At 53.4% G+C, this 26,522-nt stretch carries 23 protein-coding genes; 8 read left to right on the forward strand and 15 right to left on the reverse strand.

The annotated features are described in order from the left end of the window. Positions 1-494 precede the first annotated feature (494 nt). Positions 495-1,331, reverse strand: a complete 837-nt coding sequence (gene murI, locus WFM49_RS00300) for a glutamate racemase (RefSeq protein ID WP_009459365.1) — start codon at positions 1,329-1,331, stop codon at positions 495-497. Positions 1,332-1,494: 163 nt separating this feature from the next. After that, positions 1,495-2,841, reverse strand: a complete 1,347-nt coding sequence (locus WFM49_RS00305) for an aspartate aminotransferase family protein (protein WP_009459363.1) — start codon at positions 2,839-2,841, stop codon at positions 1,495-1,497. A 118-nt stretch (positions 2,842-2,959) separates the two neighbouring features. Between WFM49_RS00305 and WFM49_RS00310 the strand changes: the two genes are divergently transcribed. Further along, on the forward strand, positions 2,960-3,865 hold the full coding sequence (locus tag WFM49_RS00310) for a LysR family transcriptional regulator (protein ID WP_009459362.1): 906 nt from the start codon (positions 2,960-2,962) through the stop codon (positions 3,863-3,865). A 43-nt stretch (positions 3,866-3,908) separates the two neighbouring features. Here the strand turns inward: WFM49_RS00310 and WFM49_RS00315 are convergent, their stop codons facing one another. Both WFM49_RS00315 and WFM49_RS00320 read right to left on the reverse strand, forming a co-directional pair. Then, positions 3,909-4,334 carry a lipocalin-like domain-containing protein gene (locus WFM49_RS00315; protein ID WP_250755998.1) on the reverse strand — a complete coding sequence of 142 codons (426 nt, stop codon included), beginning with the start codon at positions 4,332-4,334 and terminating at the stop codon, positions 3,909-3,911. 116 nt (positions 4,335-4,450) lie between these two features. Next, positions 4,451-5,878, reverse strand: coding sequence for an aminotransferase-like domain-containing protein (locus tag WFM49_RS00320; RefSeq protein WP_009459360.1), 1,428 nt, complete (start codon positions 5,876-5,878; stop codon positions 4,451-4,453). Positions 5,879-6,111: 233 nt separating this feature from the next. Here WFM49_RS00320 and WFM49_RS00325 point away from each other — a divergent pair, with 233 nt between their 5' ends. From WFM49_RS00325 to WFM49_RS00335, 3 genes are read left to right on the forward strand one after another with little or no spacing between them, the layout of a single operon-like run. After that, a complete protein-coding gene (locus tag WFM49_RS00325) occupies positions 6,112-7,764 on the forward strand; it encodes a cbb3-type cytochrome c oxidase subunit I (protein WP_026484662.1) in 1,653 nt (550 codons plus the stop codon). 4 nt (positions 7,765-7,768) lie between these two features. Next, entirely contained in the window at positions 7,769-8,377 is a 609-nt protein-coding gene (locus tag WFM49_RS00330; RefSeq protein WP_336971121.1) for a cbb3-type cytochrome c oxidase subunit II, read from the forward strand. Further along, positions 8,374-8,964: a c-type cytochrome gene (locus WFM49_RS00335; protein ID WP_250755996.1), complete on the forward strand. Its 591-nt coding sequence runs from the start codon at positions 8,374-8,376 to the stop codon at positions 8,962-8,964. Before WFM49_RS00330 ends, WFM49_RS00335 begins: the two co-directional genes overlap by 4 nt. A gap of 265 nt (positions 8,965-9,229) precedes the next feature. On the opposite strand, the gene WFM49_RS00340 is transcribed toward WFM49_RS00335, so the two are convergent. From WFM49_RS00340 to WFM49_RS00375, 8 genes are all read right to left on the reverse strand, one after another. Beyond that, on the reverse strand, positions 9,230-10,045 hold the full coding sequence (locus tag WFM49_RS00340; protein ID WP_336971123.1) for a methyltransferase domain-containing protein: 816 nt from the start codon (positions 10,043-10,045) through the stop codon (positions 9,230-9,232). Next, positions 10,042-10,710, reverse strand: a complete 669-nt coding sequence (locus WFM49_RS00345; RefSeq protein ID WP_336971125.1) for a hypothetical protein — start codon at positions 10,708-10,710, stop codon at positions 10,042-10,044. The genes WFM49_RS00340 and WFM49_RS00345 overlap by 4 nt, the downstream gene beginning before the upstream one ends. Before the next feature lie 56 nt (positions 10,711-10,766). Continuing rightward, positions 10,767-12,023: an APC family permease gene (locus tag WFM49_RS00350; protein WP_336971127.1), complete on the reverse strand. Its 1,257-nt coding sequence runs from the start codon at positions 12,021-12,023 to the stop codon at positions 10,767-10,769. Further along, positions 12,013-13,182: a CoF synthetase gene (locus WFM49_RS00355; protein WP_336971129.1), complete on the reverse strand. Its 1,170-nt coding sequence runs from the start codon at positions 13,180-13,182 to the stop codon at positions 12,013-12,015. The genes WFM49_RS00350 and WFM49_RS00355 overlap by 11 nt, the downstream gene beginning before the upstream one ends. A gap of 44 nt (positions 13,183-13,226) precedes the next feature. Beyond that, a complete protein-coding gene (locus WFM49_RS00360; protein ID WP_336971131.1) occupies positions 13,227-14,024 on the reverse strand; it encodes an SDR family NAD(P)-dependent oxidoreductase in 798 nt (265 codons plus the stop codon). A gap of 3 nt (positions 14,025-14,027) precedes the next feature. Continuing rightward, positions 14,028-14,789, reverse strand: a complete 762-nt coding sequence (locus WFM49_RS00365) for a HalD/BesD family halogenase (RefSeq protein ID WP_336971133.1) — start codon at positions 14,787-14,789, stop codon at positions 14,028-14,030. 23 nt (positions 14,790-14,812) lie between these two features. Next, entirely contained in the window at positions 14,813-15,631 is an 819-nt protein-coding gene (locus tag WFM49_RS00370) for a DUF3050 domain-containing protein (protein ID WP_336971135.1), read from the reverse strand. Between the two features lie 615 nt (positions 15,632-16,246). Continuing rightward, positions 16,247-17,107 carry a DMT family transporter gene (locus WFM49_RS00375; RefSeq protein WP_336971137.1) on the reverse strand — a complete coding sequence of 287 codons (861 nt, stop codon included), beginning with the start codon at positions 17,105-17,107 and terminating at the stop codon, positions 16,247-16,249. 676 nt (positions 17,108-17,783) lie between these two features. Between WFM49_RS00375 and WFM49_RS00380 the strand changes: the two genes are divergently transcribed. From WFM49_RS00380 to WFM49_RS00395, 4 genes are all read left to right on the forward strand, one after another. Further along, positions 17,784-18,266, forward strand: a complete 483-nt coding sequence (locus tag WFM49_RS00380; RefSeq protein ID WP_250755995.1) for an AmiS/UreI family transporter — start codon at positions 17,784-17,786, stop codon at positions 18,264-18,266. Between the two features lie 111 nt (positions 18,267-18,377). Then, positions 18,378-19,553, forward strand: a complete 1,176-nt coding sequence (locus WFM49_RS00385; protein ID WP_442893016.1) for a transporter substrate-binding domain-containing protein — start codon at positions 18,378-18,380, stop codon at positions 19,551-19,553. Between the two features lie 3 nt (positions 19,554-19,556). Beyond that, positions 19,557-20,246, forward strand: coding sequence for an ANTAR domain-containing response regulator (locus tag WFM49_RS00390; RefSeq protein ID WP_009459347.1), 690 nt, complete (start codon positions 19,557-19,559; stop codon positions 20,244-20,246). Between the two features lie 170 nt (positions 20,247-20,416). Continuing rightward, entirely contained in the window at positions 20,417-20,845 is a 429-nt protein-coding gene (locus WFM49_RS00395) for a hypothetical protein (RefSeq protein ID WP_021446941.1), read from the forward strand. A 2-nt stretch (positions 20,846-20,847) separates the two neighbouring features. On the opposite strand, the gene WFM49_RS00400 is transcribed toward WFM49_RS00395, so the two are convergent. From WFM49_RS00400 to WFM49_RS00410, 3 genes are read right to left on the reverse strand one after another with little or no spacing between them, the layout of a single operon-like run. Further along, positions 20,848-22,281, reverse strand: coding sequence for an efflux transporter outer membrane subunit (locus WFM49_RS00400; RefSeq protein ID WP_254498913.1), 1,434 nt, complete (start codon positions 22,279-22,281; stop codon positions 20,848-20,850). Further along, entirely contained in the window at positions 22,278-25,394 is a 3,117-nt protein-coding gene (locus tag WFM49_RS00405) for a MexW/MexI family multidrug efflux RND transporter permease subunit (protein WP_009459334.1), read from the reverse strand. The genes WFM49_RS00400 and WFM49_RS00405 overlap by 4 nt, the downstream gene beginning before the upstream one ends. Continuing rightward, entirely contained in the window at positions 25,391-26,464 is a 1,074-nt protein-coding gene (locus tag WFM49_RS00410) for an efflux RND transporter periplasmic adaptor subunit (RefSeq protein WP_336971142.1), read from the reverse strand. Before WFM49_RS00410 ends, WFM49_RS00405 begins: the two co-directional genes overlap by 4 nt. Positions 26,465-26,522: the final 58 nt, after the last annotated feature.

Here is a 26,522-nt window from a genome sequence, read left to right on the forward strand (position 1 = left end):
CACAGGGGCGCGGGGCGGACCACTTGCCGACGCTGCGCGTCGGTGCCCTTGGCAGAGTGACAATCGGGGCGCAGCCTGAACTCGCCCGGTGGTTTGTCCCCCGGACAAACCACAAGCGTCGGGCTCAAGCAGCAGGCTGCTCGCATCCCCGATCGTCACTCCGCCTGCGGCAAGTGGTCTGACTCGCCCCGCGCCCCTGTGCCGGCACCCCGAGCAGCTCTCAATGGCTTCGAGAGTGAGGTCGGGAATCGTTGTTTGGGTGGAGTGCTGGTTTGAGTTGTGATGGGGCAGGATCGTTGTTCGGGCTGACTTTAAAACCGTCCGGGGGGAGGGCGTCATGTCACCCCGTCAGTTCGAACCCAGAGTCGAGGCGAGTGGAGATGGTGAACGGAGGGGGGGGCCGTTGGGCCGCTAAAGATAGTGGTCAGCTAGCTAGAGCAGCCAACTCAAGAGGTTCTTGCTGGAAACATCGAGAGATTGAGGATGAACAATTTCTACAGCGCGCTTGGCGAATGTATGGGGAATGCCAGCATGGTGGGTTCGCTCAGTCCTGTCAGGGCTTGGATGACTTTTTGGGCTTGGTCCACGGGGGCGCTGCTGATGAAGGCGCTGTTGCCTGCTTGGGCTTGTGTGTTCAGGCAGTTGGCCTGCTCCAGGCGACGGTGCACTTGGGCGGCGACGGCAAAGGACGGTTCCAGAATATGGAAGCGCGAGCCGCTGATGGCTTCGATTGTGGGACGTAAAAAGGGGTAGTGTGTGCAGCCCAGGACCAGGGTATCGGCCTGGCTTTGCAGGGCGGGGGCCAATCGTTCTTTGAGTTCTGCTTCGATTTCCGGGCCTGACAGTTGCAGGGCCTCGACCCGGTCGGCCAGCCCTGGACAGGGAATGCGTATGACTTCCACGTCGCTGGCATAGCGGTCAATCAGGTTTTGCAGGCCGCCGCTGTCCAGGGTGCGGCTGGTGGCCATCAGGGCGACGCTACGGCTACGGCTCAGGGCGGCAGCCGGTTTTATGGCGGGTTCGATGGCGATGATGGGGATGGAAAGCCTGGAGCGCAGGGCGGGGGCGGCTACCAGTGTGGCGGTGTTGCAGGCGATGACCAGTGCCTTGCAGCCTTGGTCTACCAGCAATTGAGTCATTTGCAGGGTACGCTCCACAATCCATTTGGGGGATCGGTCTCCGTAGGGAGCGTATCGGGAATCGGCCAGGTAGAGCAAATGCTCGTTGGGCAGGGATTGGCGCAGGGCACGCCAGATGGACAATCCGCCCACGCCCGAATCAAACACGCCAATAGGGGCTTGTGCAAAAACGGCGGGGCGGGATGGACTCATGGCGCTGAATGATGCTTGTGGGGCAAAAATTCTATTATGGCGCTTTTGTCGTGTTTGGAGCAGTGGCTTCAGCCTGGTTTACAGCGGCTGTCTCCTTTAGGCCCTGTTCCAGGTCTTGGTTGGTGTGTGGGGCGGTCTTTCCATGACCGCCCTGTTGCTGCGTTCAAGCCAGGTTCTTCAGGACGCCTCCCACCGCATCGAAGAGCGAGTTGAGTTGCTCGGGGGTAGAGGTAAAGGTGGGGCCAAATTGCAGGGTGTCGCCACCAAAGCGTACGTAAAAGCCCTGTTTCCAAAGTTGCAGTCCCGCTTCAAAGGGGCGGATGGCGGGGTCGCCATTCCGTGGGGCGAGCTGGATGGCACCTGCCAGGCCGCAGTTGCGGATGTCGATGACATTCGGGCTGTCGCGCAACTGGTGCAGGGCTTGTTCAAAATGCGGAGCCAGTTCAGCGGAGCGTTGCAGCAGATTATCCTGTTCCAGCAACTCCAGGGCAGCCAGTCCAGCGGCGCAGGCGACGGGGTGGGCAGAGTAGGTATGACCGTGGCTGAATTCCACGGCGTGCAGTGGCAAGTCCTGGCCCATGAAGGTTTGGTAGATTTCCTTGCTGGCAACGACCGCGCCCATGGGGATGGCACCGTTGGTCAACTGCTTGGCCATGGTCATGATGTCGGGGGTGACGCCAAAGTATTCGGCCCCGGTATAGGTTCCCAGGCGGCCCAGGCCGGTGATGACCTCATCAAAGACCAGCAAAATGTTGTGCTGATCGCAAATCTGGCGCAGGCGTTGCAGGTAGCCGGTAGGTGGCACCAGTACGCCTGCCGATCCGGAGACGGGTTCGACAAAAACGGCGGCGATGGTACTGGCGTCGTGCAATTCGATCAGTTTCAGCAGTTCGTCGGCCAGGGCAAGGCCCCCTGTTTCGGGCTGGCCGCGCGTGAAGGCGCAGTCTGCTTGCAGTACGTGGGGCAGGTGGTCGGCATCCATCAGTTGCCCGAACATCTTGCGGTTACCGCCTATGCCTCCCAGGCTGGTGCCGGCCACGTTCACGCCGTGGTAGCCACGAGCACGGCCAATCAGACGGGTTTTGGTCGCCTGGCCTTTAATACGCCAGTACGCCCGCACCATCTTGACGACCGTGTCGGTACATTCAGAACCGGAGTTCGTGAAGAAAACATGATCCAGACCGTCAGGGGTGTGCTGGGTCAGCTTGTCGGCCAGCTGAAAAGCAGCGGGGTGTCCAAACTGAAAGGCGGGAGAGTAGTCCAGTTGCCCGAGTTGACGATGCACGGCGGCCTGGATTTCATGGCGAGCATGTCCGGCACCACAAGTCCAAAGCCCGGACAGGCTGTCAAAAATCTGGCGGCCATCCTGATCGTACAGCCAGTTGCCTTCGGCTTTGACGACCAGGCGCGGGTCCTGCTGGAAGTGTCGGTTCGCGGTAAAGGGCATCCAGTGGGACTGGAGATTGAGTTCACTGGCAATCTGCTGTGGCGCAAAGTAGGGTGAGTTCATGGTGGTCTCCTCAAGGCGGTGAATACCCCCAGTGTAGGCAGCTAAGTTGTTGAGTAAAATACGTTTTTATTCAACTTCACTTATTGTTTTACTCACCTATATGCAACTCAAAGGACTCTTGCAGGTTTCCGATTTTGATTTGCGTCTGCTGCGTGTGTTCAGAACGGTAGCGCAAGTGGGCAGCTTTTCGGCTGCGGAAGGCGTGCTGGGCATTACACGTTCGGCCATCAGCTTGCATATGAGCGATCTGGAAAAACGTTTGGGTGGAATCCGGCTGTGTCAGCGTGGCCGGGCGGGTTTTGCCTTGACGGAAGAAGGGCGACAGGTACTGCGGGCCAGTGAAACCTTGATGGCTGCGGTGGAGAATTTCCGCAGTGAGGTGAACCAGCTGCATTCCAGTTTGCGGGGGGACTTGAATATAGGCTTGATGAATAGCCTGATCTCGCAGCCTCATATGCACATCACCTCGGCCTTGCGTGCCTTGCGGCAAAACAGTGAGGCGGTGCGCGTCCATATCAGCATGAGTACGCCGGGTGAGATTGAGCGTGGTTTACTGGACGGTCGCTTGCATATGGGTGTGCTGCCTGAAACCAATGCCTTGAGCGGGCTGGAGTATCGCACGCTTTATGCCGAACCTTATTTTCTGTATTGCTCCTGGGAACATCCTTTGTTTGCCGCGGCGCAAGAAGGGACAGTGTCTCAGGAAGTCTTGCGCCGGGCTGCAGCCATTGCGCCTGCTTATCGCATGAGCCTGGAGGCGATCGGTCAACACCAGGATCTGAATTGTGTTGCCACGGCCAGTGACCGGGAAGGGATCGCCTTTTTGATTTTGACGGGGGAATACATCGGTTTCTTGCCCGAGCACGTGGCGGCTCGCTGGGTAGAGAAGGGCCAGATGATTGCGGTGGACCCGCAGCAGCGTCAGTTCACGATTCCCTTGTCCTTGGCCATGCGTAAGGACAGGCGCGCACACGCGATTGTGGATTATTTTCTGGGCCTGTTAGATAGTGAGACTCAAAACTGAAACGGCCAGCATAAGCTGGCCGTGGGGTGGTGTCCCCAAGCGGTCAGACAGGCTTGGCACGATGCCACAGAAGGGTGCCTGTGCCCAGCTTGCCTGCGACGGTGATGGGCGTGCCTGTCGTCAGTTCGAGCTCATCCTGGGTAAGACGTGCCAACCGCGGTTGGGGAATACCGAGCCAATTGGGAGATAGGGACATATCTACAAAGTGGGTAACACACTGAGAGGTTTCATCGACCGCAAATGTTCCTGCGTAGGCCAAGTATTTGTCTAGTAGCGTTTGGCTGCTGTCTCGCTCCGTTCTGTCTTTGCTACCTAGTTGCGCTGTCACATAGCCTGTTTCTGTGTACGTCAATTGCCCAATGGGATTTGGCCCAAACCCCGGGTAATTGGGCGAGCCATCTTCCGGGACAAAATCAAAGGACACCAATTGCCAGACACCGATCAGCTTGCTACGTAAGGTATGGGCCATCAAAAACTCCTGAATAGACAGTGTTGTTGCGTTATGTAACTAAGCCATCATGCTGTCTTTTTGTTTGTTATTCAATGACTTGCCTATTCTTATTTTCTATCGTCAGGCCCTACGCTTCATGACTTTTTAAGTGGCAATGGTCGGCATAAATTACCCAGTATTTCCAGTGCGTGATCGCTGTGTTCTGTCCACGGATGGCCAAAGTTAAGACGTAGGCAATGGCTGTAATTCTGGGTAGTTGAAAAGATGGAGCCTGGTGCCAGACTGATGCCTTGTGACAGGGCCTGGCGATGCAGTTCCAGGGTCTGCACACTTTTTTCCAGCTCCACCCACAGGAAGTAGCCGCCCTCGGGGCGGGTGGCCCGAGTCCGTGCGGGGAAGTAGCGTCCCAAGGCTTTGGAGAACTGCGCATACTGGCTTTTTAGTTGAGTGCGTAAACGGCGCAGGTGTTGCTCGTACGCACCTTTTTCCAGGTAGCTGGCCAGGGCCAATTGGGTGGGCACGGGAGACGTCAGGGTAGTAGTCAACTTGGCCTGGGCGACTTCACGTATATAGCGTCCCGGCACAGCCCAGCCGATGCGATAGCCGGGTGCCAGGGTTTTGGAAAAAGAGGAGCAGTGCATCACCAGTCCTTGACGGTCAAAGGCTTTGGCGGGACGGGGGCGCTCCGTGTCGAAGTACAGTTCGCCGTAAACATCGTCCTCGATCAAGGGGATTTCATAGCGGGCCAGCAGCTCGACCAATTGGGCTTTTTTGGCATCGGGCATCAGGCTGCCCAGCGGGTTCTGGAAGTTGGTCATCAGCCAGCAGGCTTTGGGGGCGTGATGCTTGATCGCGTGTTCCAGCGCTTCCAGATCAATGCCTTCACGCGGGTGGGTGGGCACTTCCAGGGCTTGCAGCTTCATGCGTTCCAGCGATTGCAGCGCGGCATAAAAGGTGGGCGATTCCACCAGCACGATGTCACCCGGTTGAGTTACCGCTGCAAGACATAGGTTCAGCGCTTCCAGAGCTCCGTTGGTAATCACAATATCGTTGGCATTGATGGCCATGCCTTGAGCCAGATAGCGCAAGGCAATCTGGCGACGCAGGGGAGCGTGGCCTTGGGTCAGATCGTCCACGCTGGCCCAGGGATCTTGCTGTTTCAGACTGGCAGACAAGAAGCGGCCCAAGCGTTCCAGAGGAAAGAGCACAGGGCTGGGGAAAGCGGAGCCTAAAGGCGCTACGGAGCGCTCTGAACTGGATTGCAGGATCGCCATGATCAGGTCGCTATTGTTAACGCTGGTCGCTTGCAGCGGTGGCTGGGAGGCCGTGTCCGCCTCCAAGGTATGAGGCGCCAGGCTGGAGCAGACGTAGTAGCCCGAACGAGGACGCGCCTTGATCAAGCCTTGTGCTTCCAGTCGGTAATACGCCTGGAAAATCGTCGAGGCACTGATCTTGTGCTTATCCATCAATTGACGCACAGAGGGCATGCGCTCGCCTGCGGCAACTGTGCCGTCAAGAATGGCCTGGGCCAGTTCCTTGGCCAGCGTCTCGTACAGTTTCATGTCCTTCTGTGCTCCATCTGATACGGTAATTTCAATAAATGTAGTTTTTTTATTATCTGATGGGTATGTCTTCAAGCACAAGCAAACGGCAATTTGCGGGGCTTTCAGGACAACTGATAGGGTTTTTTAAGCTTTAACTGATTCTTGGAATGCTCTGTGCCGACAGGTAGCCTTGCCGGGTGTTTTCGTCCGTGCCCGTGTGGGCTGCGGGCCTATCTAATCAGAGGAATACCATGAACCCGACGGCGCTTTTGCTTGCCGCATTCATCCTGTCGATTGCCGGGCTTTTTGCCTTTATCTGGTCCTTGCGCAAGGGCCTGTTCGATGCTGACGTCAGTGGTGCGCGCACTATTTTTCACAAGGGCGAAATCGGCCAGCCCGAAGAGCCCTCGGCCGATGCTGCCCAACGGCAGGCGCTAAGCCTGGCGGCGGCCGACCATATTGCAGAGAACCATGGTCAGCAAACCAGCGCGCTTGAAATGGCGGCGCGTGAACAGGCCGACCGTTCCAGTTCCATGCCTGCGTTTTTACTGATTGTCTGTGCGGTAGTCTGGCTGGTGGTGGCCTCGTTTGCGGGTCTGATCAGTTCCTTGAAACTGCACTGGCCCGAGTTCCTGGGTGACGTTTCCTGGTTGAGCTTTGGCCGTCTGCGCACGATTCACCTGAACGGCGTGGCATATGGCTGGGCACCCATGGGCTTGTTGGGGCTAACGATCTGGATGTTGCCGCGCTTGCTGCAAACCCCTTTGCTGGGTGGCCGTTTGGTGATGGTGGGCGGTCTGGTCTGGAATGCTGCGCTGGTAGCGGGGATTGGTGCTTTGGCCATCGGCTTGAACGCGGGCCTGGAGTGGTTGGAAATCCCCTGGCAAATCGGTGTGCTGTTCGCCTTTGGCGGCATGATGATCGGCATGCCGCTGGCCTTGATGCTCTCGCAACGCAAGGTCAAGCACTTGTACGTGTCGGTGTGGTACATCGGCGCGGCGCTGTTCTGGTTCCCCATTCTGTATCTGGTCGCCAAGGTTCCTGGCGTGCACTTTGGGGTGGAGCAAGCCACCATGAACTGGTGGTTCGGGCATAACGTGCTGGGCTTGTTCTATACCCCCATGTCGATTGCCGCTATTTACTACTTCCTGCCCAAAGTCATTGGACGCCCTGTGCGCTCCTACAACTTGTCGCTGCTGGGTTTCTGGACCTTGGCCTTCTTCTACGGACAGGTCGGTGCGCACCATTTGATTGGTGGTCCTATCCCTGAATGGCTGATTACCTTGTCCATCGTGCAAAGCGTGATGATGGTGATTCCGGTGCTGGCCTTCTCGGCTAACCAGCATTTGACGTTGAAGGGGCATTTCAGTGCGCTGCGTCACTCGCCCGTTCTGCGTTTCATCGTCTTTGGCGCCATGATGTACACCGTTGCGTCCCTGCAAGGTTCTGCTGAAGCCTTGCGTTCGCTGAATTCCATTACGCACTTCACGCACTTCACGGTGGCTCATGCTCATCTGGGTATGTACGGCTTTGTGACCATGGTGATTTTCGGCGGAGTGTACTTTGCCTTGCCTCGCATTCTGAACACGGCCTGGCCCCGTCCTGCCTTGATCTCCTGGCACTTCTGGCTGGTGGTGGCTGGCTTTGCCGTGTACATGATCACGCTCAGCATTGGTGGCGTGCTGCAAGGTTTGGCCTTGCTGGATCCTGCCCGTGGTTTTATGGAGTCGGTGGCAGTCACCATGCCCTGGTTGCAAGGCCGTTCTATTGGCGGCGCCATGATGACGCTGGGCCATCTGGTCTTCGCCCTGCACGTACTGCTGATGATTGTGAAGTCGGGTGCGTTTGCCTTGACCGAGTCCCGCTCGGCTGCAGTGCGCCGTACCGCTGAGCTGGAGGTTTAAGGACATGGAAAACGAACTGAAGTTGATTATCGGGTCCATGGTGACCTTGTCTCTGGCAACGGCGGCCATGATTGTGGTGCCGTTTCTGCAGCTGAAAGACGAGCCTGCCCCGGAAGGTTTGTTGCCTTATAGCAGTCAGGAAATACGCGGTCGGGCGGTGTATCGGGGCAATGGCTGCATTACTTGTCACACGCAGCAGCCCAGTACAACGGGCGCGGGTGTGGCGGATGCCAGCCGTGGTTGGGGGCGCGCTTCGGTGGCAGGGGATTATCACTACGACGATCCGCCTTTGCTGGGCACCATGCGTACCGGGCCGGATCTGTTCAATATTGGTGTGCGTCAGCCTAGTCAGGATTGGCATTTGGGGCACTTGTACGACCCGCGCGCTTACTCGCCGGGCAGCAATATGCCTCCCTATCGTTTCTTGTTCGAGGCCAAAGACCCGGATCAGGTACAGCCCGATGAGCGTGTGGTGAGTCTGCCGCCAGGTGTGGCACCGGAGGGCAAGGTGGTGGTGGCTCGTCCGGAGGCTTTGGATCTGGTGGTGTATTTGCAGTCGCTCAAGCATGTGTATCCGATCTTGAGTGCGGATGCCGTGGGAGGTGAGGAATGAGTCGCCCTGTGCAAAGTCGTCAAAGCGAGAATGCAGATCCTCACGAGCAGTACAACCCGGTTCCGCGCGTAGTGATTCTGGTGATTTTGGCCTTGCTGGCCTGGGCGGTGTATTACATCGTCTCGGCTCAGCCCAACAGCTCTCCGCGTTTGGGGGATCAGCGTCCTTTGGCGGTTCTGGCTCCTGCGCCTGGCAGTGCATCTGCGGATGGTAAGCAGTTGTATGCCAATGCCTGTGTGGCGTGTCATCAGGCGACGGGGCAAGGTTTGCCAGGGGTGTTCCCGCCTTTGGCGGACTCAGAGTGGGTGAAGGGTGACCCCAAGGTACTGGCGCAATTGGTGCTGCAAGGGGTTACGGGAGCTATCACGGTGAAAGGTCAGGAATATCAGGGGGCGATGCCTGCATTTGCAGAGCAGTTCAGTGATGCGGAGCTGGCGGCTGTGTTGAGCTTTATTCGCCATGAGTGGGGGAATGAGGAGGATGCCATTACCCCCGAGTTTGTTGCCCAGGAGCGGGCTGCCAGTGGGGATCGTAGTCAGCCTTGGCAAGGGGAGAAGGAACTGTTGGAGTGGATTGCGGCGCATTGAGGTGGCTGCGATGAGTTCTTCTGGAATTAATAATTAGAAGCACGTTTTGAAACGGTAGCACGCCGGGAACAGGCCCCCGGCTTTTGAACCGATATCTCGCCCGACCCCAGGGTTGGAGATGTCGGTTTTTTTTGTTTGGTGTCTCTGTGGGGACGCCGCTTGGGGGCCGGGTCCAGGGGGGCGGGCTTGACTACTTGCCGATGCTGCGCATCGGTACCCTTGTCGGTTCTGCCTCGAGCTAGCTGGACTAACGGGCGCTTCTACTTCAGCTCAATGGCTTAGTACCAAATACGACAAAAGCACCGTTGTATCCGTCGACCATAGACTCATCGCAGAATTGACGCATCTGGTCAATGCGAGCCTCTGCCTGCGCTCTTACTTCTTCAGGATAGAGTTGTGGGCGCCAGGACAAAACAGAGTCTAAAAATGCTGCTTTCCCAATGTGGTCTGGGCTGAGTAGCAGCACGTTAGAACGGACATTCTTGAACCCGGATTGGTTTAAGTAAAAGGATAGCTTGCCACCAACGAAACGATCACCGCCTCGCAAACCTTGTAGCAGTTGCGTCTCTTGCAGCATGTGCTCAAAACCTGGCGGAGCTGGATGAATCGCCAATAGCCTTTCATTACTGTCTATTAAGCAGGCGGTGCCTCCTGGTCGGAGTACCTTCATAACTTCAGCGAGCAGGTCATAGGGTCGCGCCACATGCTGCATAACCAGTCTGACCAGAACAAAATCAAATTGATCTGAAAACTCCTCCAAGGCGTATACGCTTCCTTGGTAAAAAGTAGTGTTTTCACGATTGATTTGGCGACAAAGGGATAAGAGTTTATCGTCAATTTCTATACCGACGATGGAGCCTTCAGGGCCTACCTCTTTAGCAAGCAAAGAGCTGATGACACCGGGACCACAACCCAAGTCTAGAACTTGAGAGCCTGCTTGTAAGCCGCCCTCTATCAACAACTCCCTTTCTTGTGGCCAGGAGGCGCTGCCTTGTCGGACTAAACGGTCGATTTCTGCTTGAGGAAATCTGCTTGCGTCGTAGGATCCAACAGGATGATGAAGTTTATCAACGGCTGTCATACATTGGCCCCTTCGGACTTTGCAGAGGCAGCGAGACGGATATCGGCAAAAAACCGTTTCCATACCTTCAGGCTTGGGAAGAGCAGGCTGGTTTCTTTACGGTAGTCTTCCCATTCTTTACCTATAATCCGAAGCCCTCGTAGATCTTGGTGGTACGTGCCCACATACAGATAAATCGTTGCGGAAATGGCTAAAAATAGTGTGTCCAGAGTCATGACAGGATGCAGCCAGAAGAAAAAAATAAGACAGGTATGGTGAGGGAAACGAATATATTTCTTAATCCCTTGGTTGCGTAGTCGATAGTAAACTTGAGACTTTTTTCCTGATATTTTGTTGGCTACCTGGACAATTCCAAGCCACTGCCAAAAAGAGGTGGTGAATTTAAAGCAGAAGAAAAAAAAGAAAAGTGATAAGGAAAGTAAAGAAACGCTGATATGGTAGGGGAACGATCCAGGTATTAAGCGAAAAATATAAATTCCAGATGGAACCCAGAAATGGAAGGCAAGGATAATCGTTAAAACGGATGTAATGCTATAGACTAAGTTCCATGTGTAATCTGGAAGGATTTTATTGTATATATTTACAGCGGTTTTTGTGGTGAGAAGGCTATGCTGAAGGCCATATAAAATAACAATAAATAAATCCACTACAAGCCAATTTGTCATGATTTATCCTTGATTAAATGGGAGGGTATTGGTTATTGGGGATTGGGCGTTAATTGCTAATTGTTTGTTTTTTTGGAATTAAATATAGATATAAGTGTTCCTATAATAAATAATGTTATAGGATAAATTATCATGTATCCAAAGCCGTGGATAAGAAAAAACCAGCTTATAACCGAAAATATACCTATTGTTTTATTCAGTAATCCAGTTGATAGTTTAAGAAAAGATAATATGGATAAGCCGTAGAGGATAATAAATCCTTGGGTTGTCATTAAAAACCAGAATTGTTCTCCGGTTTTTGAGAGCCAAATAAAAACAATTACGCTTATATAGGCAGTCATGGAATAGAGCAGACTGGAGTAAGGCACACCTTTTATATTTACTTTTTTTAAGGAGGAAGGTAAGACGCCTGCATGAGCTGCTGCGTAGAACGCGCGTGAGCAACCAAAGACCCAAGAGTTTGCATTGGCTACTAATATCAAAACCATAATTACCAGAAGAATTTTTCCAGAAAGTGTATCGGGTAGTAATTCTGCAACACCTGCTAAGTTCGCTACATTTTCTCCCCTCAAAGCTGCAGCCGAGACAACTAAAGATAAAATTCCATAAATAAGTGCAACAATTGAAAAGCTAATCCAAGAAATAATGGGAATGTTGCGTTTGGGATTATCGATTTCACCGAAAATAAAAGTTAAATTCTCCCATCCTTGGAATGCCCAAAATACAATGGAAGCTGATAGCCATATGCCTGATAGAGTAACTTGATTAAAATGCGAGGAGTTGACCGTCAAGTACTCTTGAATGGTAATGGGCAAGGCTTGAGCGGAAATAAGGGTCGCCATAATTAGTACGATTGCAACTACTGATTTATTAATCCATCCTAAATTTTCTAAACCGGACAAATTAATGATTGTTGTGACTATGACGAGTAGGATAGCGCAGGGAATTGTCCAGGTTTCAATATCTAATCCGGCTAGCTTTGCTATATAGCTACCTCCTACTAAAAAAAATGCAGGCATTCCTACTAGAAGAGTGCCACATGTCAGTAGCATAATTCCTTTTTTTGACCAAGAGCCCAGTCCTAAACTGGCATAGAGAGATAGGCCTTCAGTGGAAGGGTGATGCTGGCCAAGATAAGAAAAAACAAAAATAAGAGAAGGTAATATAATAATTACCAACCCCCATCCCAGTAAGGCGGTAATAGGGTCTGTAGCTTTAATGGCTAGCCCTGGAAGACCAAATAATCCAGAGCCAACTACCATGGAAACAGCAATGGAAATTCCACTAAAAACGGATATTTTTTTATTTAGCATAATAAAATTTCCGCATTTTTGGAGAAGGTGAGAAATCTTGGAAAATGTGGTTTTCGGGATTTAAATTAACTGAACACATCCAGTTGTCTCCAAGAGCATCTGTGATTTGGTTGCCTATTATTGTTGAATTTATTGAATCTGACGAATGTGTAATAACCGAAAGTGTTAATTTTTTTTTGGAAAAATCGGTAATGCAGTCGAAGTGGAAAATAGGCGCTGGCTGCGAGTAAACAATCTTCTCGATTATTTTTTGCTGATCTATAGAGAAGCCGCCTTTATCAGCTCTCCCTTCAAAATGAAAGGTGTAGTTAAAATTTTGGTTTGGACGTTGCGCTGTGAAAATGTCTCCTGTGTCGTACCTTATGATCGGCAACATTCCTCCTCTCAACCAAGTTACCAGCAGATTTCCAGTGATGCTTGATGAGTCTTTTTGTTCTTTTCCAATGATTTCAAAAACAAAATCTTCAAGTATTGGCCGATAGGTACCGTTTGGCTCTCCAATCATGATGGTTGCTGTTTCGCTTGAGCCATAAACGAATGGAGTAATAAAGCTGTCATCCCCTAAAATTCTGCGCATGTTGAAAAGGTTCTCGATGGAAAACCTTTCTCCTGTAACTAGTATTTTTCGTAAGCTAACTGGTAGCTTTCCAGAACCTATTTTTTTAAATTCATAAAGGGTTTTATAAATCAGAGAAGGTGTTGACATAATTGTAGTGATTCGGTACCGATCAATTACGTCATACATGCGCTTGTAATCGCATACTTTTGGAATTGGATAGAGGCGCACATGTCCTACACCGAGTTCATGCAATGCCCGAGAAGACCCCTCGATAAATGGACTGAGTATGGAGGGGTGCAAGACACAAACGCGATCGACACCGGCTTGAATCAAGGGTTTGTAAGCGTTGATCTGGTTAAGCACGTTCCAGTTCAAATCATGTTTGCTGCGTGGAGTCTGTAAGGGGGTTGACGTTGTGCCAGAGGTTTCACTAAATAAAATGGCTTCTCGTAGCATGGAGTCTGTATTTTCTTGACTCTGCTTGATTAAGTCAGCTTTACTGATCAAGGGCAGGCAGGAGAGAAGTTCTTTTAAATCCTGCCCTGCGTATCCTGTCGCTTTTCCAAAGTGCTGCTGCACACGGTATGAAATCAATTTCATGGCCGATGCGTGGTTATGTGTAAGAACTAAGTGCATGGGGCAACTCACATAGATCCGGCCAAACCGCCACCGTCCACTACCAATACGGAGCCAGTCATAAAGGAGGAGGCTGTCGAGGCAAGAAAGCAGATGGTTGAAGCAATTTCCTCTGGCTCACCCACTCGTCCTAAGGGCCTATGACAGCCATCTTGTATCAGTGCATCGTGGGCCAAGCCTAATTGCTTTGCTTCGGAAACCAACATGGGCGTGTTCGTATCGCCTGGGCAGACACAGTTGACACGTATCCCGTCTTTACCATGATCCACAGCCATAGCCCGAGTTATCTGGACTACGCCGCCTTTGGCTGCACAATATCCAACGGCATTTGCACCACCGATCAAGCCCCAACCGGAGGCAACATTAACAATGTTGCCGTGGCCCTGCTGCTGCATACAGGGAATAACGGCTCTTGCCAGTAGGTAGACCGACTTCAGATTTATCGCGATTGATTGATCCCACTCCTCTTCTGTCAGGTTCAGGACATTAGCTCTGCGGATAAATCCAGCACAATTAATCAGTACGTTAATTTGCTGATGATCGTTAATGATTTTGGTGATTGCCGCCTGGATAGACACCGGGCTGGTGACGTCTACCTGGATATAGGAAGCCTGGAATCCACTGAGCTCGATCTCCTGGCACAGACTCTGACCGGCAAGTTTATTAATATCTGCGATGACAACCTTGCACCCTTGACGAGCCATGAATTTAGCAGTTGCTGCACCAATTCCGCTGGCCGCTCCTGTAATGACAACGACTTGATTAACAAGGTCAGTGTATTGATAGGACGTTAAATGTGAGGGCATTTTTTAGTTCGCATACAAAATTTGAGCGGTATCGCCGTAATTACGAAATCGGCGCGAGTCAAAGGCCATATTCAAGGCTTTTCTGGAGCCCTTGCCAATAATAGGAGTCACCCTATGAAAAGCTTGGCTGGCATTAAGCAGGTAGCAGTCTCCCGAGGCTAGCTGTAGCCGTTTTATGCGATCTTCGAGTAGTGCTTTTTTGACAGCATCCTTTGTTTGGGTGCCTTGCGAGAAATTGTTTTTACTGCAAAAACTAGACCAGTTTGGAATTATCTCTAAATCCCCGCCGCATCTAGGTGGGGGGGCTTCTGTAATAATAATTAAAGCGTACTGTGGGTCATCGATATGCCATCCGTGGGTATCGGCATCTCCATCCAGGAAATTGACAACCATAAATTCTTCTGCATGTTTAACGGTGTGTATGTGATTTCCGATAATCTTGCTTAGGGTGTCTCTGAGGTCTTGGTTCGCATATAAGGCAATGAGCGCAAGAGAGAGATTGATAATTTTACTTCCGCCCACTACAGACATTTTTCTTTCAGTATTGAATCCGGGCATAATGAAATCTTTTCGACTTCTCAGGCTATGCAAGTAGTCGAGATTTTCTTGAGCTATCTTCTTGACTGGTGGTATAAATAAATCAGGAAGTTTTACAAACTGCTTATGTTGAAATTCTTCCGATATTTTTAAAATAATTTCTGGATCTCTATATTGATCAGATATTATTTTTGAGTTTGGGTATGGGATATTGTTTGGTATATTCATGGCGCATTTTGTCTTTGATTTATCTACATGGTTTCAGGTATTGAGTGTCGGTTTTTTTTAATTTCAATCTTTAGCTGATTCCAGAGGTCAGCATAGCGTCTATCCGTATCTGCAACGGATTGAATGGCAATATTAAGATAGGCTTCATTCTCGCCTGTCTGCTCCAGAAGTAGCGCTATTGATTCAGCGTTCCGTGTCTCTAAATTTGCACTGCCGTATTTTTGGTCATAAAGTAAAAAGTACTCACCTGCTACTTGCTTTATCTCAGTACTATTAGCTACATGAGTGAATAAAGGTAAAAAAATGTGCTGATTTGTGCAGATCATACAGCCTAAAATTTCTTCGATGCTGCCAGAAATAATGAGGTTGATACTCTCTAAAATAAATTTTTTTAAAGCGGTGGCAACATTAGCAATTTCTAATGCGTCTTTTACAGGCATGTTGGCCTCAAGAAGGTCAACAAAAGTCGTTATTGAAATTGTGTCTTTTCCTATTTCCTGCATTGCAAGAAGGTACAGGCTGTAATGGTTTAAATATTCGTTTTTATACGGTTCTGATCCTTCGTGATAGGAAACTATTTTATTGATAATGGATGTGGATTTTGTATTGCTATAGGGAGCCCAAATAGGGTAAGGGCAAGTAAATTCAAGCTGTAATCGCTTGATCATGGATATATAAATCCATACTGTGAAAATATGCCATGACATAAATAGTTTTAGCTCTTCATCACTTTTAATGAAGTTTAGGTTCTGGCATTCTTCAAGGTTTAGTATCTTTTTATTTATACGATCTATTGATGGTTTCTGGTTAGTCGTTTTTTTTGATTTAATATGATTAGTCATTTTATGGTTCGTTTTTTCGTTAATTGTTTATTTGAATTTTGCTTTTAAATTTCGACTTGATGTTTGGGTGTGTGGGTTTTTAGTGGATCGTTAAGCTATGTTTTCAATTTATGGATATTTTTTAAAAAACAAAAGATATATTAAGAATAGATGTTTGGTCAAGTGATGAAGCTGCCTAATAAATAAAAAATTTATTGGCACCTTAAGATCAGTTTCTTAATAATATTTTTTAAATATTGAGTGCGTGGTGAATGTGGTGTTTTCTTTGTGTTTTTAGAAATTTGCGGGTGCTGGTAAGCCGGTTTCTTAATTACTTGATTTAATAAGGGGTCGGCGGGGGGCTCGTCATTAGGGCTTTTATTTTTTTTGCCCAAAGACAGATGGTTTTCTACCTTATTGAAATCTACTCGGTATTTGCGACGGCAAGACACCAAGGACTTCTAACCTGAGGGACCAATGTAGGGCGGCGCTATTTCTTGGCCGATATAGTCTGGTAGGACGGCGCATGACCTTCCTGGATCTCGACGCGCAGACAAGTGGAGGCCCCACAGAGTCTGGTCTCATCATTCAAAGACCTATTTCACACTGTGTGAAGCCCCACATGCAAAATCAAACTTACGCTGCTTGCTTGCGTAGTGTCAGCCAGAGCCCCGCCAGGATAGCCACCAGTCCCAGCCCTGCGCGAGCCGCCAAGGTATTCCCTAGAATCAGGAAATCCAGCCCGGCTGTCACCACAGGAACCAGATAAAACAGGCTGGTGACATTGACCAAGTTCCCGCTGCGAATCATGCGATACAGCAGCAACTGGGCCAGCACGGAAATGACCAGGCCAAGCCACACTACCGGCCCCCAAAAGCCCAGAGTGTTATCCCAGCGGATCTCCTGCCCCAAGCCCAGGGACAGAACAAGGAATAGCAGCAAGGACAGGGAGTACTGCAAAGGCATCCCTTGCAAGGCACCCACGGGCTGACGCTTTTGCACAATCGTCCCGACGGTGATGCTTAGCAAAGCGGCAATCGCAAAGACCAAACCCGCTACCGACAAACGGCTGACAATCAGGCTTTGATACACCACCAGAATCAGTCCTGTCAGCGATAGTGCCAAACCGGCCACACGGCTCAAAGAAAAACGCCGCTCGGTCAAAGCCAAGGTCAGAATTGGCTGCACACCCAGGATCGTTGCCAGCAGACCCGGTGTGATCTCTTGAGCCAGGGTTTCAAAATAGAAAAACGAATATAGCCCAATCATCAGCAAACCGCTGATAGCTGGCAGCAGACGTTGCCCTTTGGGCGGCAGCCAGCCGCCATTGAAGTGCCCCAGCATGATCACCATAGGTAGGGCGATGGCAAAACGCAGGATCAGCATGGCCATAACCGAGCCATGATCCAGACCGATACGCGTGAAAATACCCGCGCTGCCCCAAAGCAGCACGAACAAGGCAATAGCACCCGCTTGGGCGCGAGAAGAAGAAATCATGATGTTCTTTATCTGTCTAAATAAATTAGGTTTGTCTGCAAAGACATTCCAGGCGCATCAAGGCGCAGGAAAAGAAAAAGAGGTCTTAGGAGCAGACGCTGTAGACGCGAGTGTCGACGACGACGTCGGACACGACAGCGGCTTGATTGACGACGCCTGGGGCGACGACAGTCAACAGCAAGACAGATGGAGGGGAGCCCGCCCGCAGCGACGCGGCCCGCGACAGGGGCAGAGCGCTTGGCAAAGAGGATGCGGGGCGGTTCATGAAATAAGAATCAGATCGTTAAATCGATGAAATACTGTAGCACTAAATATATTTAGGACGCCAATAGTCAGCCGCTAGGGTAATCGCTAGTACAGACGATAGAGCAGGCTATGTAAGAATTGCACCGATCGCGATTTCAGATCGCTGCGACATTTCCGAATAGACACGACATGCGCTGCCAATGCTGCCAGCGCCGATGCCGGGCAAAAAGGCCCAGACCGGTTCAATGCTTGAACCGGTCTGGGCCTTTTCGTTTGCCTGAAATAAATCCGACCTCGTAGTTAGGTTGCGAACTATCTGGAACCCTGCTTCGCGGCACGATGCCATCGCGATACACAGAGCTCACGCAGCGTCAGCAATATCTGACGCCAGCCAGGCCGGAATCGTCACCTTGTTTTGGAGGCTTATGCCATGTTGGGTGTTGCGCTTTTCTTTATTGGGGCTGTGCTGATTGTGAATGGCGTGGGTTTGACTGGACGTATTGAAAGTCGGGACCTGGCCCCCTTTAACTTGCTGGTGGGGCTGTTGGCCCTGTTCATCAATTTGCTGGGCTTGCAGCGCGGCGAGCAAATGGCGGATTACTTTGCCGTTGCTGGTGGGCTGCTGTTTGCCTTCACCTATCTGTATCTGGCTGTGGTGCAGTGGTATGGGCTGAAAGGAGTGGGTTTTGGCTGGTATTGCCTGTTTGTTGCCATCAGCGCACTGGCCTTTGCCGGTTCTGTCAGCGATCCGCGTTTGATCGCCATGTGGCTCTTGTGGTCCAGCCTGTGGTTTCTGTTTTTCCTGGCCTTGGGACTGGGACGGTCCTTGCGTATCTTGCCTGCGTATACCGTCCTGATCGGGGCCTTGACCTGCTGGTTGCCCGGCACCCTGATCATGATGGATGCCTGGTAGTTTTCATAGGAGTGCAAGCGTGGTGGGGAGCCAGAGTAATGCAGTTTTTTGGAGTAACCTGATGCTCGCTCGTAGTGTTTACCGGCAGGTCCGTCGACCTGCGCCCCTACCATGCTAGACAGGAGATGGACTTTGGCTCACAACGAACCCGTACGCGTCGGCGTTCTTTATTCCGCAACCGGCATGACCTCTACCATTGGTCAGTCGCAATGGCAGGGCACCGAACTGGCGATTGAGGAAATCAACGAGGCCGGTGGCCTGCTGGGGCGTGAACTGGTGGCGGTGTGCTACGACCCGGCGTCCAGGCCCGCTTGCTACGCTGAACAGGCCGAGCGGCTGATTGTGCAGGACCGCGTCAATGTGATCTTTGGCTGTTATATGTCCAGCAGCCGCAAGGCCGTGATCCCGATTGTGGAGAAGTGGAACAAGCTCTTGTTCTATCCCACCCTGTACGAAGGTTTCGAGTTTTCGGGCAATGTGATCTATACCGGCGCGGCGCCCAATCAGAACAGTGTGCAGCTGGCGCATTTCATGACCAGCAATTTTGGCGCGCGGGTCTACATGATTGGCTCGGACTATATCTACCCCTACGAGTCCAATCGCATCATGCGCGAGCTGGTCATGCAGCATCCCGATAGCAACGTGCTGGGCGAACACTATCTGCCATTGGATGCCAGCGAGAGCGATTACAGCCTGATCATGGAAGACATACGCCAGAAGCAGCCGGACTTTATTTTCTCCACCGTGGTGGGGGACTCCACTGCCAATCTGTATCGCGCTTATGCCAATGCGGGCTTTAATCCGCAAACCATGCCCATTGCCAGTTTGACGACCTCCGAAGCCGAGATTGCCCAGATGGGCGCGGAAATTGCCTGTGGACACTTCACCGCTGCACCGTATTTTCAGTCCATCGAGTCGGAAGTCAATGCGCGTTGTCTGGCCAGTTTGCGCAAGCGCTTTGGGGCCGACTGCCACCCTAATCTGTGCTGGGAAGCTGCCTATTCACAGATGCATTTGTTCGCCAATGCGTATCGACAATCCGCCAGTGATGCGATCGGAGATTTGCTGCCCTACCTGCTGGGCAGTGAACTGGATGCGCCTCAGGGGCGGATCAAGATCGATCCCAATAATCACCATACTTGGCTTTATCCACGGATTGGCCGCATCAATGCCGACGGCGAATTTGCGATTGTGCGCCAGGCAACGCGCCCGGTCTCGCCCGACCCGTATCTGGTTACCCATTCCTTGGGCGACTGGACTGCCAAGCTGGATACTTTGGAGACATAAAGCGTGGCCAACTCCTCTTCCTACGGTGATGAGCCGGCAAACAAGCCTTTGCGAGTGCGGAATCGTTTTCCGCATGCCACCTCGCCGCAGCTCAAGGAACTGCGGCAATTGACGATGGTGGTCATGCATCCGGACGATAGCGATGGCCGCTTGCTGACCCAGCAACTGCAGCGTATCGGGTGTTCGGTCCAGACGATCTGGCCACCCACGCAAAACCTGCCTTCAGGAACGGATCTGGTCTTTCTGGCCGTGCAGCCTGATCTTTTGCACCTGCGCCTGGATTGGGTCTGCGAGGAGGAAGCACCCACGATTATTGCCGTGGTCAATTATGAAAACCCCACGATCGTGTCGGCCGTACTGGATTTGAATATTCAGGCGATCCTGCCTTCGCCCATACGCTCTTTTGGCTTGTTGTCCACCGTGGTGCTGGCGCGTAAATACCATAAAGAACTGCGCCAGCAACGTCGGCTGATCAGCAAGCTGCAAACCAAACTGATGGGGCAGCGGCATGTGGCGCAAGCCAAGACGATCTTGATGCGTACCCATCAGGTGTCCGAGGACCAGGCCTACGATTTGATTCGTGAGCAGGCCATGAACAAGCGCAGCACGATTGAGGATATTTCGATTGCCATTGTGAATGCCAGTGAAGTGCTGTCCCTGGGGCAAAAAGGTTCGTCCTTGCGGGGGAACTAGCCAGGTGTTTTGGCCAGGCTGAGCTGCGGTGGCTGGCTAGAGCAGGCGCGTGATTGAAGTGGTAGGCATAGGCTTGCTTGGCAAAGAGAAAAAGGCAGAAACACTACCCGTTTTCATTCCTCCTACAATAGCGATTTTCTAGAGTACGCCGCTGCCCCAGCGTAGAGATAATGAGCCATCAGGAATATGAACAGCCCCGGTCTGCCCTTGCGGTGACATCAGAGCAGCGCGCTGCTTGGGTGCAACTGCAAAAAGACCGTGATCAGCTTCACGAGCAATTAGAGACTCTGAACCGTGGCCACCTGGATTTGAGGAAATTCTTGCTCAAGGCCAAGCGCAATAATTGGATTGCCTGCACTTTAGTGGTGATTTTTACCGCGCTTGGCTGGTTGCTGGATGCATCGGTCTGGCTGCGTTGGTATGTATTGCCGATTACGTTTTTCTGCTGCGCCTTGTTGTGGTTTGGCGGAAAGCTGCTGGATCGGCTAATGCAAAGCAAGATTGCGAATCTATCCGAGTTTTTGCAACAGACGGATGCACAAATAGAAAAGGGGCGGCCTATCTTCGAGACAGACCACCCCCAATCCGATCAAGCTTGAAGTTACTCAGTGGAGCTTGGTGTCGCCACTCCCCAACCCAAGGCCTGATACAAGGCAATTACATTCAGGTACGAGCCGGTTTCGGCAATCGCCAGTTCTTGTCGGGTCTGGTTCAGGCTGCGCTGGTTTTCCAGCACTTGCTGATAGGCTCCGGCTCCCACCTCATAACGCGTCAAGGCACGCTCATGGGCATTTTCCAGATGTGACGCCGCTCGAGTCAGGCTAAGCAGGCTTTCCTGATGTTGAGTCAGCCGTTGCAAAGAGCCCTGAATTTCTTCCTGAGCTTGCAACAGCACTTGTTGATAGTGCAGGCGTGATTCATCGGCCACCGCCTCCATGCCACGCAAGCGCGCTTTGGCATGGCCCAGGCGCAGGGCAGGCCATTGCATGGCAGGTGAAACATCAAAGGCACGGGCAGCATGGCCCAGGTCGCTACCTCGCAAGGCAAAAAAGCCAATAAAGCCAGCCAGATCCAGGCGGGGGTACAGCTCGGCGGTGGCGGCGGCCACTTCGTGCGAGCTGGCCAGGATTTCTTGCCGGGCGGCGCGTACGTCAGGCCGGTTGAACAGCATGGCGTTCACATCGCCTAACGGCAAGGAAGCGGCCAAGGGGGCCTTGGCGCTGGGCAACGGCGTATCAATGCTCCCGGCTTGCCCGCCGCTTAGCACCTGGATGCGCAAACGAGCCAGCTCCAGGTCGCTGCGCAGTTGGGGCACCAGGGTTTTGGCGCGCTCAAGACCAGCCTGGGCATTGTCCAGATTCTCCGGCAATTCCCGACCCAGCGAAACGCCAGCCTGCACCAGCCTGAGTGTATGCTCCCAGCTGCGTACGTCATCCTCAGCCAGAGCCAGTTGCCGTTGCAAACCTTGGGCTTGCACGTATTGGCGTGCCAGTTCAGCCGCGATAGCCTGGCGAGTCAGATCAAGTTGGTCTGCACTGGCCTCGCTGCGAGCCTGCGCAGAACGGGCCAGTTGCTCCAGACGACCGAACACATCGATCTCCCAAGTGGCCTGCATGCCAAGGCGCCAGTTCTCGGTAATACCGTGATCAATGGAGCCATCGGGCGCGGCAAATTGTGAACCGCTACGGTTGTAGCTGGCGTGGGCCGTGATGGCGGGTAGACGGTCGTGTTGGCGCTCGTCGATCAGGGCGCGGGAGGCCCGCCAGCGGGCCTGTGCCTGGGCAATATCCAGGTTGTGGTCCAGGGCCTTGGCAATCAAGGCGTTCAGTTGCGGGTCTTGCAGCAAGGTCCACCAGTTTTCGCGTTGCTCGGTGGCTTGAGCGAACTGGCTGTTCCAGTTGGTGTCGGCCAAGCTTGGAGCGGTGGGAATGGAGGTGTCCAGCCCCACAGCGCAACCGCTCAGGATCAGGCTGGGGATCACCAGTCGCAGAGCACGCGCCACAGGCGCTAGCCTGTTTGATAGTTGTGGCGTCATGATGAGTGTTCTCCAGTCGAAGGGCGCAGGGCTTGCGCCAAATCGCGCGCCCGCGGGGTGTCTGCTTGATGGGCGTGATCACGCGCCAGCAAGGTATACAAAGTCGGCAAGATAAACAGGGTGAATACCGTGCCGATCAACATGCCCGAGACCAGCACCACACCCAGGCCAAAGCGGCTGTTAGCACCCGCACCGGAGGCAAACAGCAGAGGCACCAGACCAAAGACCATGGCCCCGGTTGTCATCAGCACAGGGCGCAAACGAATGCGGGCGGCTTGCAAGATGGCTTCGGGCTTTTTCAGGCCCTCTTTGAATTGCAGTTCATTGGCAAACTCCACCATCAGAATGCCGTGCTTGCTGATCAGGCCGACCAGCGTTAACAGACCTATCTGGGTGTAGATGTTGAGCGTGCCAAATCCCAGGGCCAAAGGCAGCAGGGCACCGCACAGGGACAAGGGCACCGTCACCAGAATGATGATGGGGTCCACCAGGCTTTCGTACTGCGCGGCCAGCACCAGATAAATCACCACCAGCGCAGCCAGGAAGGCCCACACCAGAGACTGACTTTCCTGGGTGAATTGGCGCGACTCCGATTGCCAGTCATGCGTGAATCCTGCAGGCAATTGACGGGCGATGTCGTCCAGATAGCCCACCGCTTGACCCAACGTGACGCCCGGTGCTGGAATGGCTTGCAGCGTGGCCGAGTTTTGCTGGTTGAATTGGCGCAGGCTGTTGGGTTCCACTTCGCTGTGGATTTGGACCATGGCCGACAAAGGCACCAGCTCGCCATTGGCGCTGCGTACAAACTGACGTGTCAGTGCTTGAGCTGTCAGGCGCAGTTCACGCTGGCTTTGTGGAATCACGTCATACGAGCGACCATCCAGAGAAAAGCGGTTCAGGTAATTCTCGCCCACCAGCACGGCCAGGGAATCAGCAATATCTCGCAGACTAATACCCATGCTGGCCGCTTTGCTGCGGTCAATTTCCACGCGGGAAACGGGCTTGTTGTAGTCCAGATCGCTGTCTACCACGACGAACAATCCGCTTTCACGGGCTTGCTGTTTGACCCACTCCATCGTGTCGTACACCGTGCGGTAGTCGCCGGGGCTGCGCAGTACCAGTTGAACCGGCAGACCGCCGCTGGAACCGGGCAAGGGGGCAAGCTGGAAGGCGAAGATACTGCTGCCGGGAATCGCGCTGACACGTCCTTGCAGCTCACCCTGTACGGCGCTGGCATCGCGCTCGCGCTTGCTCCAGTCCTTCAGGTTGATCCCGCCAAAGCTGGCAGCCGGGCCGTCTGTCCCCACAATCAACCAGGTGCTTTCGGTTTCGGCCACTTCACGATACGTGTCATCCAGCAGCTTGCCGTCGCGCTCGGCATAGGCCAGGTTGGCATTTTGCGGAGCTTTCACGGCTGTCAGCACGCTGGCCTGATCTTCAATGGGAGCCAGCTCACTGTGCGTCATTTGATAGAGCACGGGCAGGCTGATAAAGACCAGCAAGGCCATGGCGCCCGTGATCCAGCGATGGCGCAAGGAGCGGGCCAGCAATCGACCGTAGCGGGCCGACAGACCACCAAAGAAACTCTCTGCCAGGTGCGCCATGCGACCTTCATCTTGCTGTGAGGGCAGTAGCAAGGAACTCATCACTGGGGACAAGGTCAAGGCCACGACCCCGGATACCAGCACGGCACCGGCCAGCGTCAGGGCAAACTCTTTGAACAGTGCTCCAGTCAGGCCACCCATCAGCCCAATCGGGGCATAGACGGCGGCCAGGGTCAGGGTCATGGCGATCACTGGGCCGGCCACTTCACGTGCGCCCAATAAAGCCGCCACCACGGGTGAGCGTCCGGCGGCAATGTGACGGTGTACGTTTTCAACCACAACAATCGCATCGTCCACTACCAGTCCGATAGCCAGCACCATGGCCAGCAAGGTCAGCAAATTGATGCTGAAACCAAAGGCCAGCATCAAGGCGGCTGCTCCCAACATGGACAAGGGAATGGTAGCCAGCGGAATCAGCACGCTGCGGAAAGAACCCAGACACAGATAAATCACCAGCACCACGATAATCATGGCTTCGGTAAGGGTCTTGAGCACCTCATCAATCGAGGCCTGGATGAAGCGGGCGGTTTCAAAAGCCAGGGCCACTTCCACGCCGGGAGGCAAGGTGGCCTCAATGGCTGGGAGGCGATCACGAATGCCTTCCACAATCCGCAAGGGGTTGCCGCCGGGAGTGGGGAACAAGCCCAGGTGAATCGCGGGCAGGCCATCCATCAGGGCGCTGGTTTCCGTCGCTGCTGCTCCCAGCTCTACCTTGCCTACGTCGCGCAGTCTAACCAGCGAGGTGCCGTCTTCGCGCACGATCAGGTCCTGAAATTCGGCTACGCTGGTCAGGTCCGAATTGAGCTGAATATTGCTCAAGACATGCTGGCCTTTGACCATGCCGGGGGCGGCCTGATAGTTGTTGGCACGTACAGCCTGGGCAATATCGGCAGCTGTCAGTCCATAGCCCGCCATGCGGTCCGAGTCCAGCCACAGTCGCATGGCCAGTTTTTGACCACCAAAGGTCTGGATTTTCGCCACGCCATCAATCGTGGAGAACATAGGCTCCACCACGCGGGACAGATAGTCATTCAGTTCCGGGATGGAGATTGACGTCGTGGAAAAGCCTACATAGGCCACCGCAGTGGAGTCCCCGGAGGAGCGTTCCACAACCGGGTCATAGGCGCCTTCAGGCAGGCGGTAGCGCACCTGGCTGACCTTGCTCATGACTTCGGTCAGGGCCTGGGTAGAGTCGCGGTTCAGCTCCATGCGCAGGGTCACGACACTGCGGCTTTGCACGGAGTTGGAGGACAGGTAATCCACCCCTTCCACCGAGGCCAGAGCCTGGGCGATGGGCTGGGTGACAAAGCCTTGCATCAGTTGTGCAGAGGCGCCGGGGTACTCGGTGGTAATCGTGATGGTGGAGTTCTCCAGCAGGGGATACTGCCGGATGGGCAGCTTGTCCAAAGAGAACAGCCCCAACATCAGGAGCAAGGCGCTGACCACCAGGGCAAGTACCGGCCGACGAACGAACAAGTCGGTAAAGCCGGGACGGGAGGTGGTGTTCATACGGGCTCCTTGTCCTTGGCGGTTTGTACTGTGGAGCCGTCCTGAATCTTGATCTGGCCGGCGCTCACAACCTTGTCGCCTTCTTTCAGGCCATCAATGATTTCGACACGCTCATCCCATTGCTCGCCAGTTTGTACGGCCACGCGCTTGACCTGCCACAGACCCTGATCCGTGGGGGAGGCCACAAACACGGTCTGGCCGTAGGCGGTGTAGGTCAATGCGGTTTCGGGCACGGTCAGGACGGGCGCTTCGGCGGGGCGCTTCAATTGAGCACGGGCGTACATCCCCGCTTTCAGGCGATTGTCCGGGTTGGGCAGCAGCGCTTGCAGGCGCACGGTGCGCGAATCTCCAATCAAGGGATCGATGGCGCTGATTTCAGCCTGGAAGTTCTCGCCTGGCCAGGCGTCCACCTGTACGTGCAGGGTCTGGCCCACCTTCAGATCCGGCAGGCTTTGCTCTGGCACGGTCAGGTTTACACGCAGTTGACTGTCATCGACCAGGCTGGCGATGGCTTGGCCGGGTTGCAAGTAGTGGCCCTGATGCAAGCTGGTGATACCGATGCGACCCGAGAAGGGGGCGGCAATCTGTTTCAAGGCCAGTTCAGCGCGTTGATATTGCAGTTGGGCCTGGGCCACAGCGTGATCGGCCTGGGCTTGATCCAACTGCTCCTGGGTAGCGGCTTGCTGTTCCTTCAGCTTGCGTACACGGGTGAGCTGAATGGCGGCCTGTTTGACCTGTGCCTGCTCGCGGCGCACGCTGGCTTGTTCCAGTTCGTCATTGAGCAAAACCAGTGGCTGGCCTGCCTTGACTTGCTGTCCGGAGGTGAAATCAATCTTGCGAATACGGCCGCTGGTCTCTGCACTGAGCAGCACTTGCTGCCAGGCTTCCAGTGCACCGACGGCATGCAAAAGACGAGGAGCGGTCTGGGACTCGACGCTGGATAGTTCGACGACGGCAGGCGGATAGGCTCCCCCTGCTTGAGCTTCTTGCGAGACTGGTAGCAAACGCCAGCCTATGGCCAATACGCCGGCCAGAACGGGAATCATGATCCAAGTACGACGCGAACTCATGCTGCCGACCCTCCTGTCAGGGAAGAGGGCCACAAAGGCTGTTTGTTGGGAAGAGTCC

The sequence above is a fragment of the Alcaligenes sp. PF14 genome, from assembly GCF_037150615.1.
Taxonomy (GTDB): domain Bacteria; phylum Pseudomonadota; class Gammaproteobacteria; order Burkholderiales; family Burkholderiaceae_B; genus Alcaligenes; species Alcaligenes phenolicus.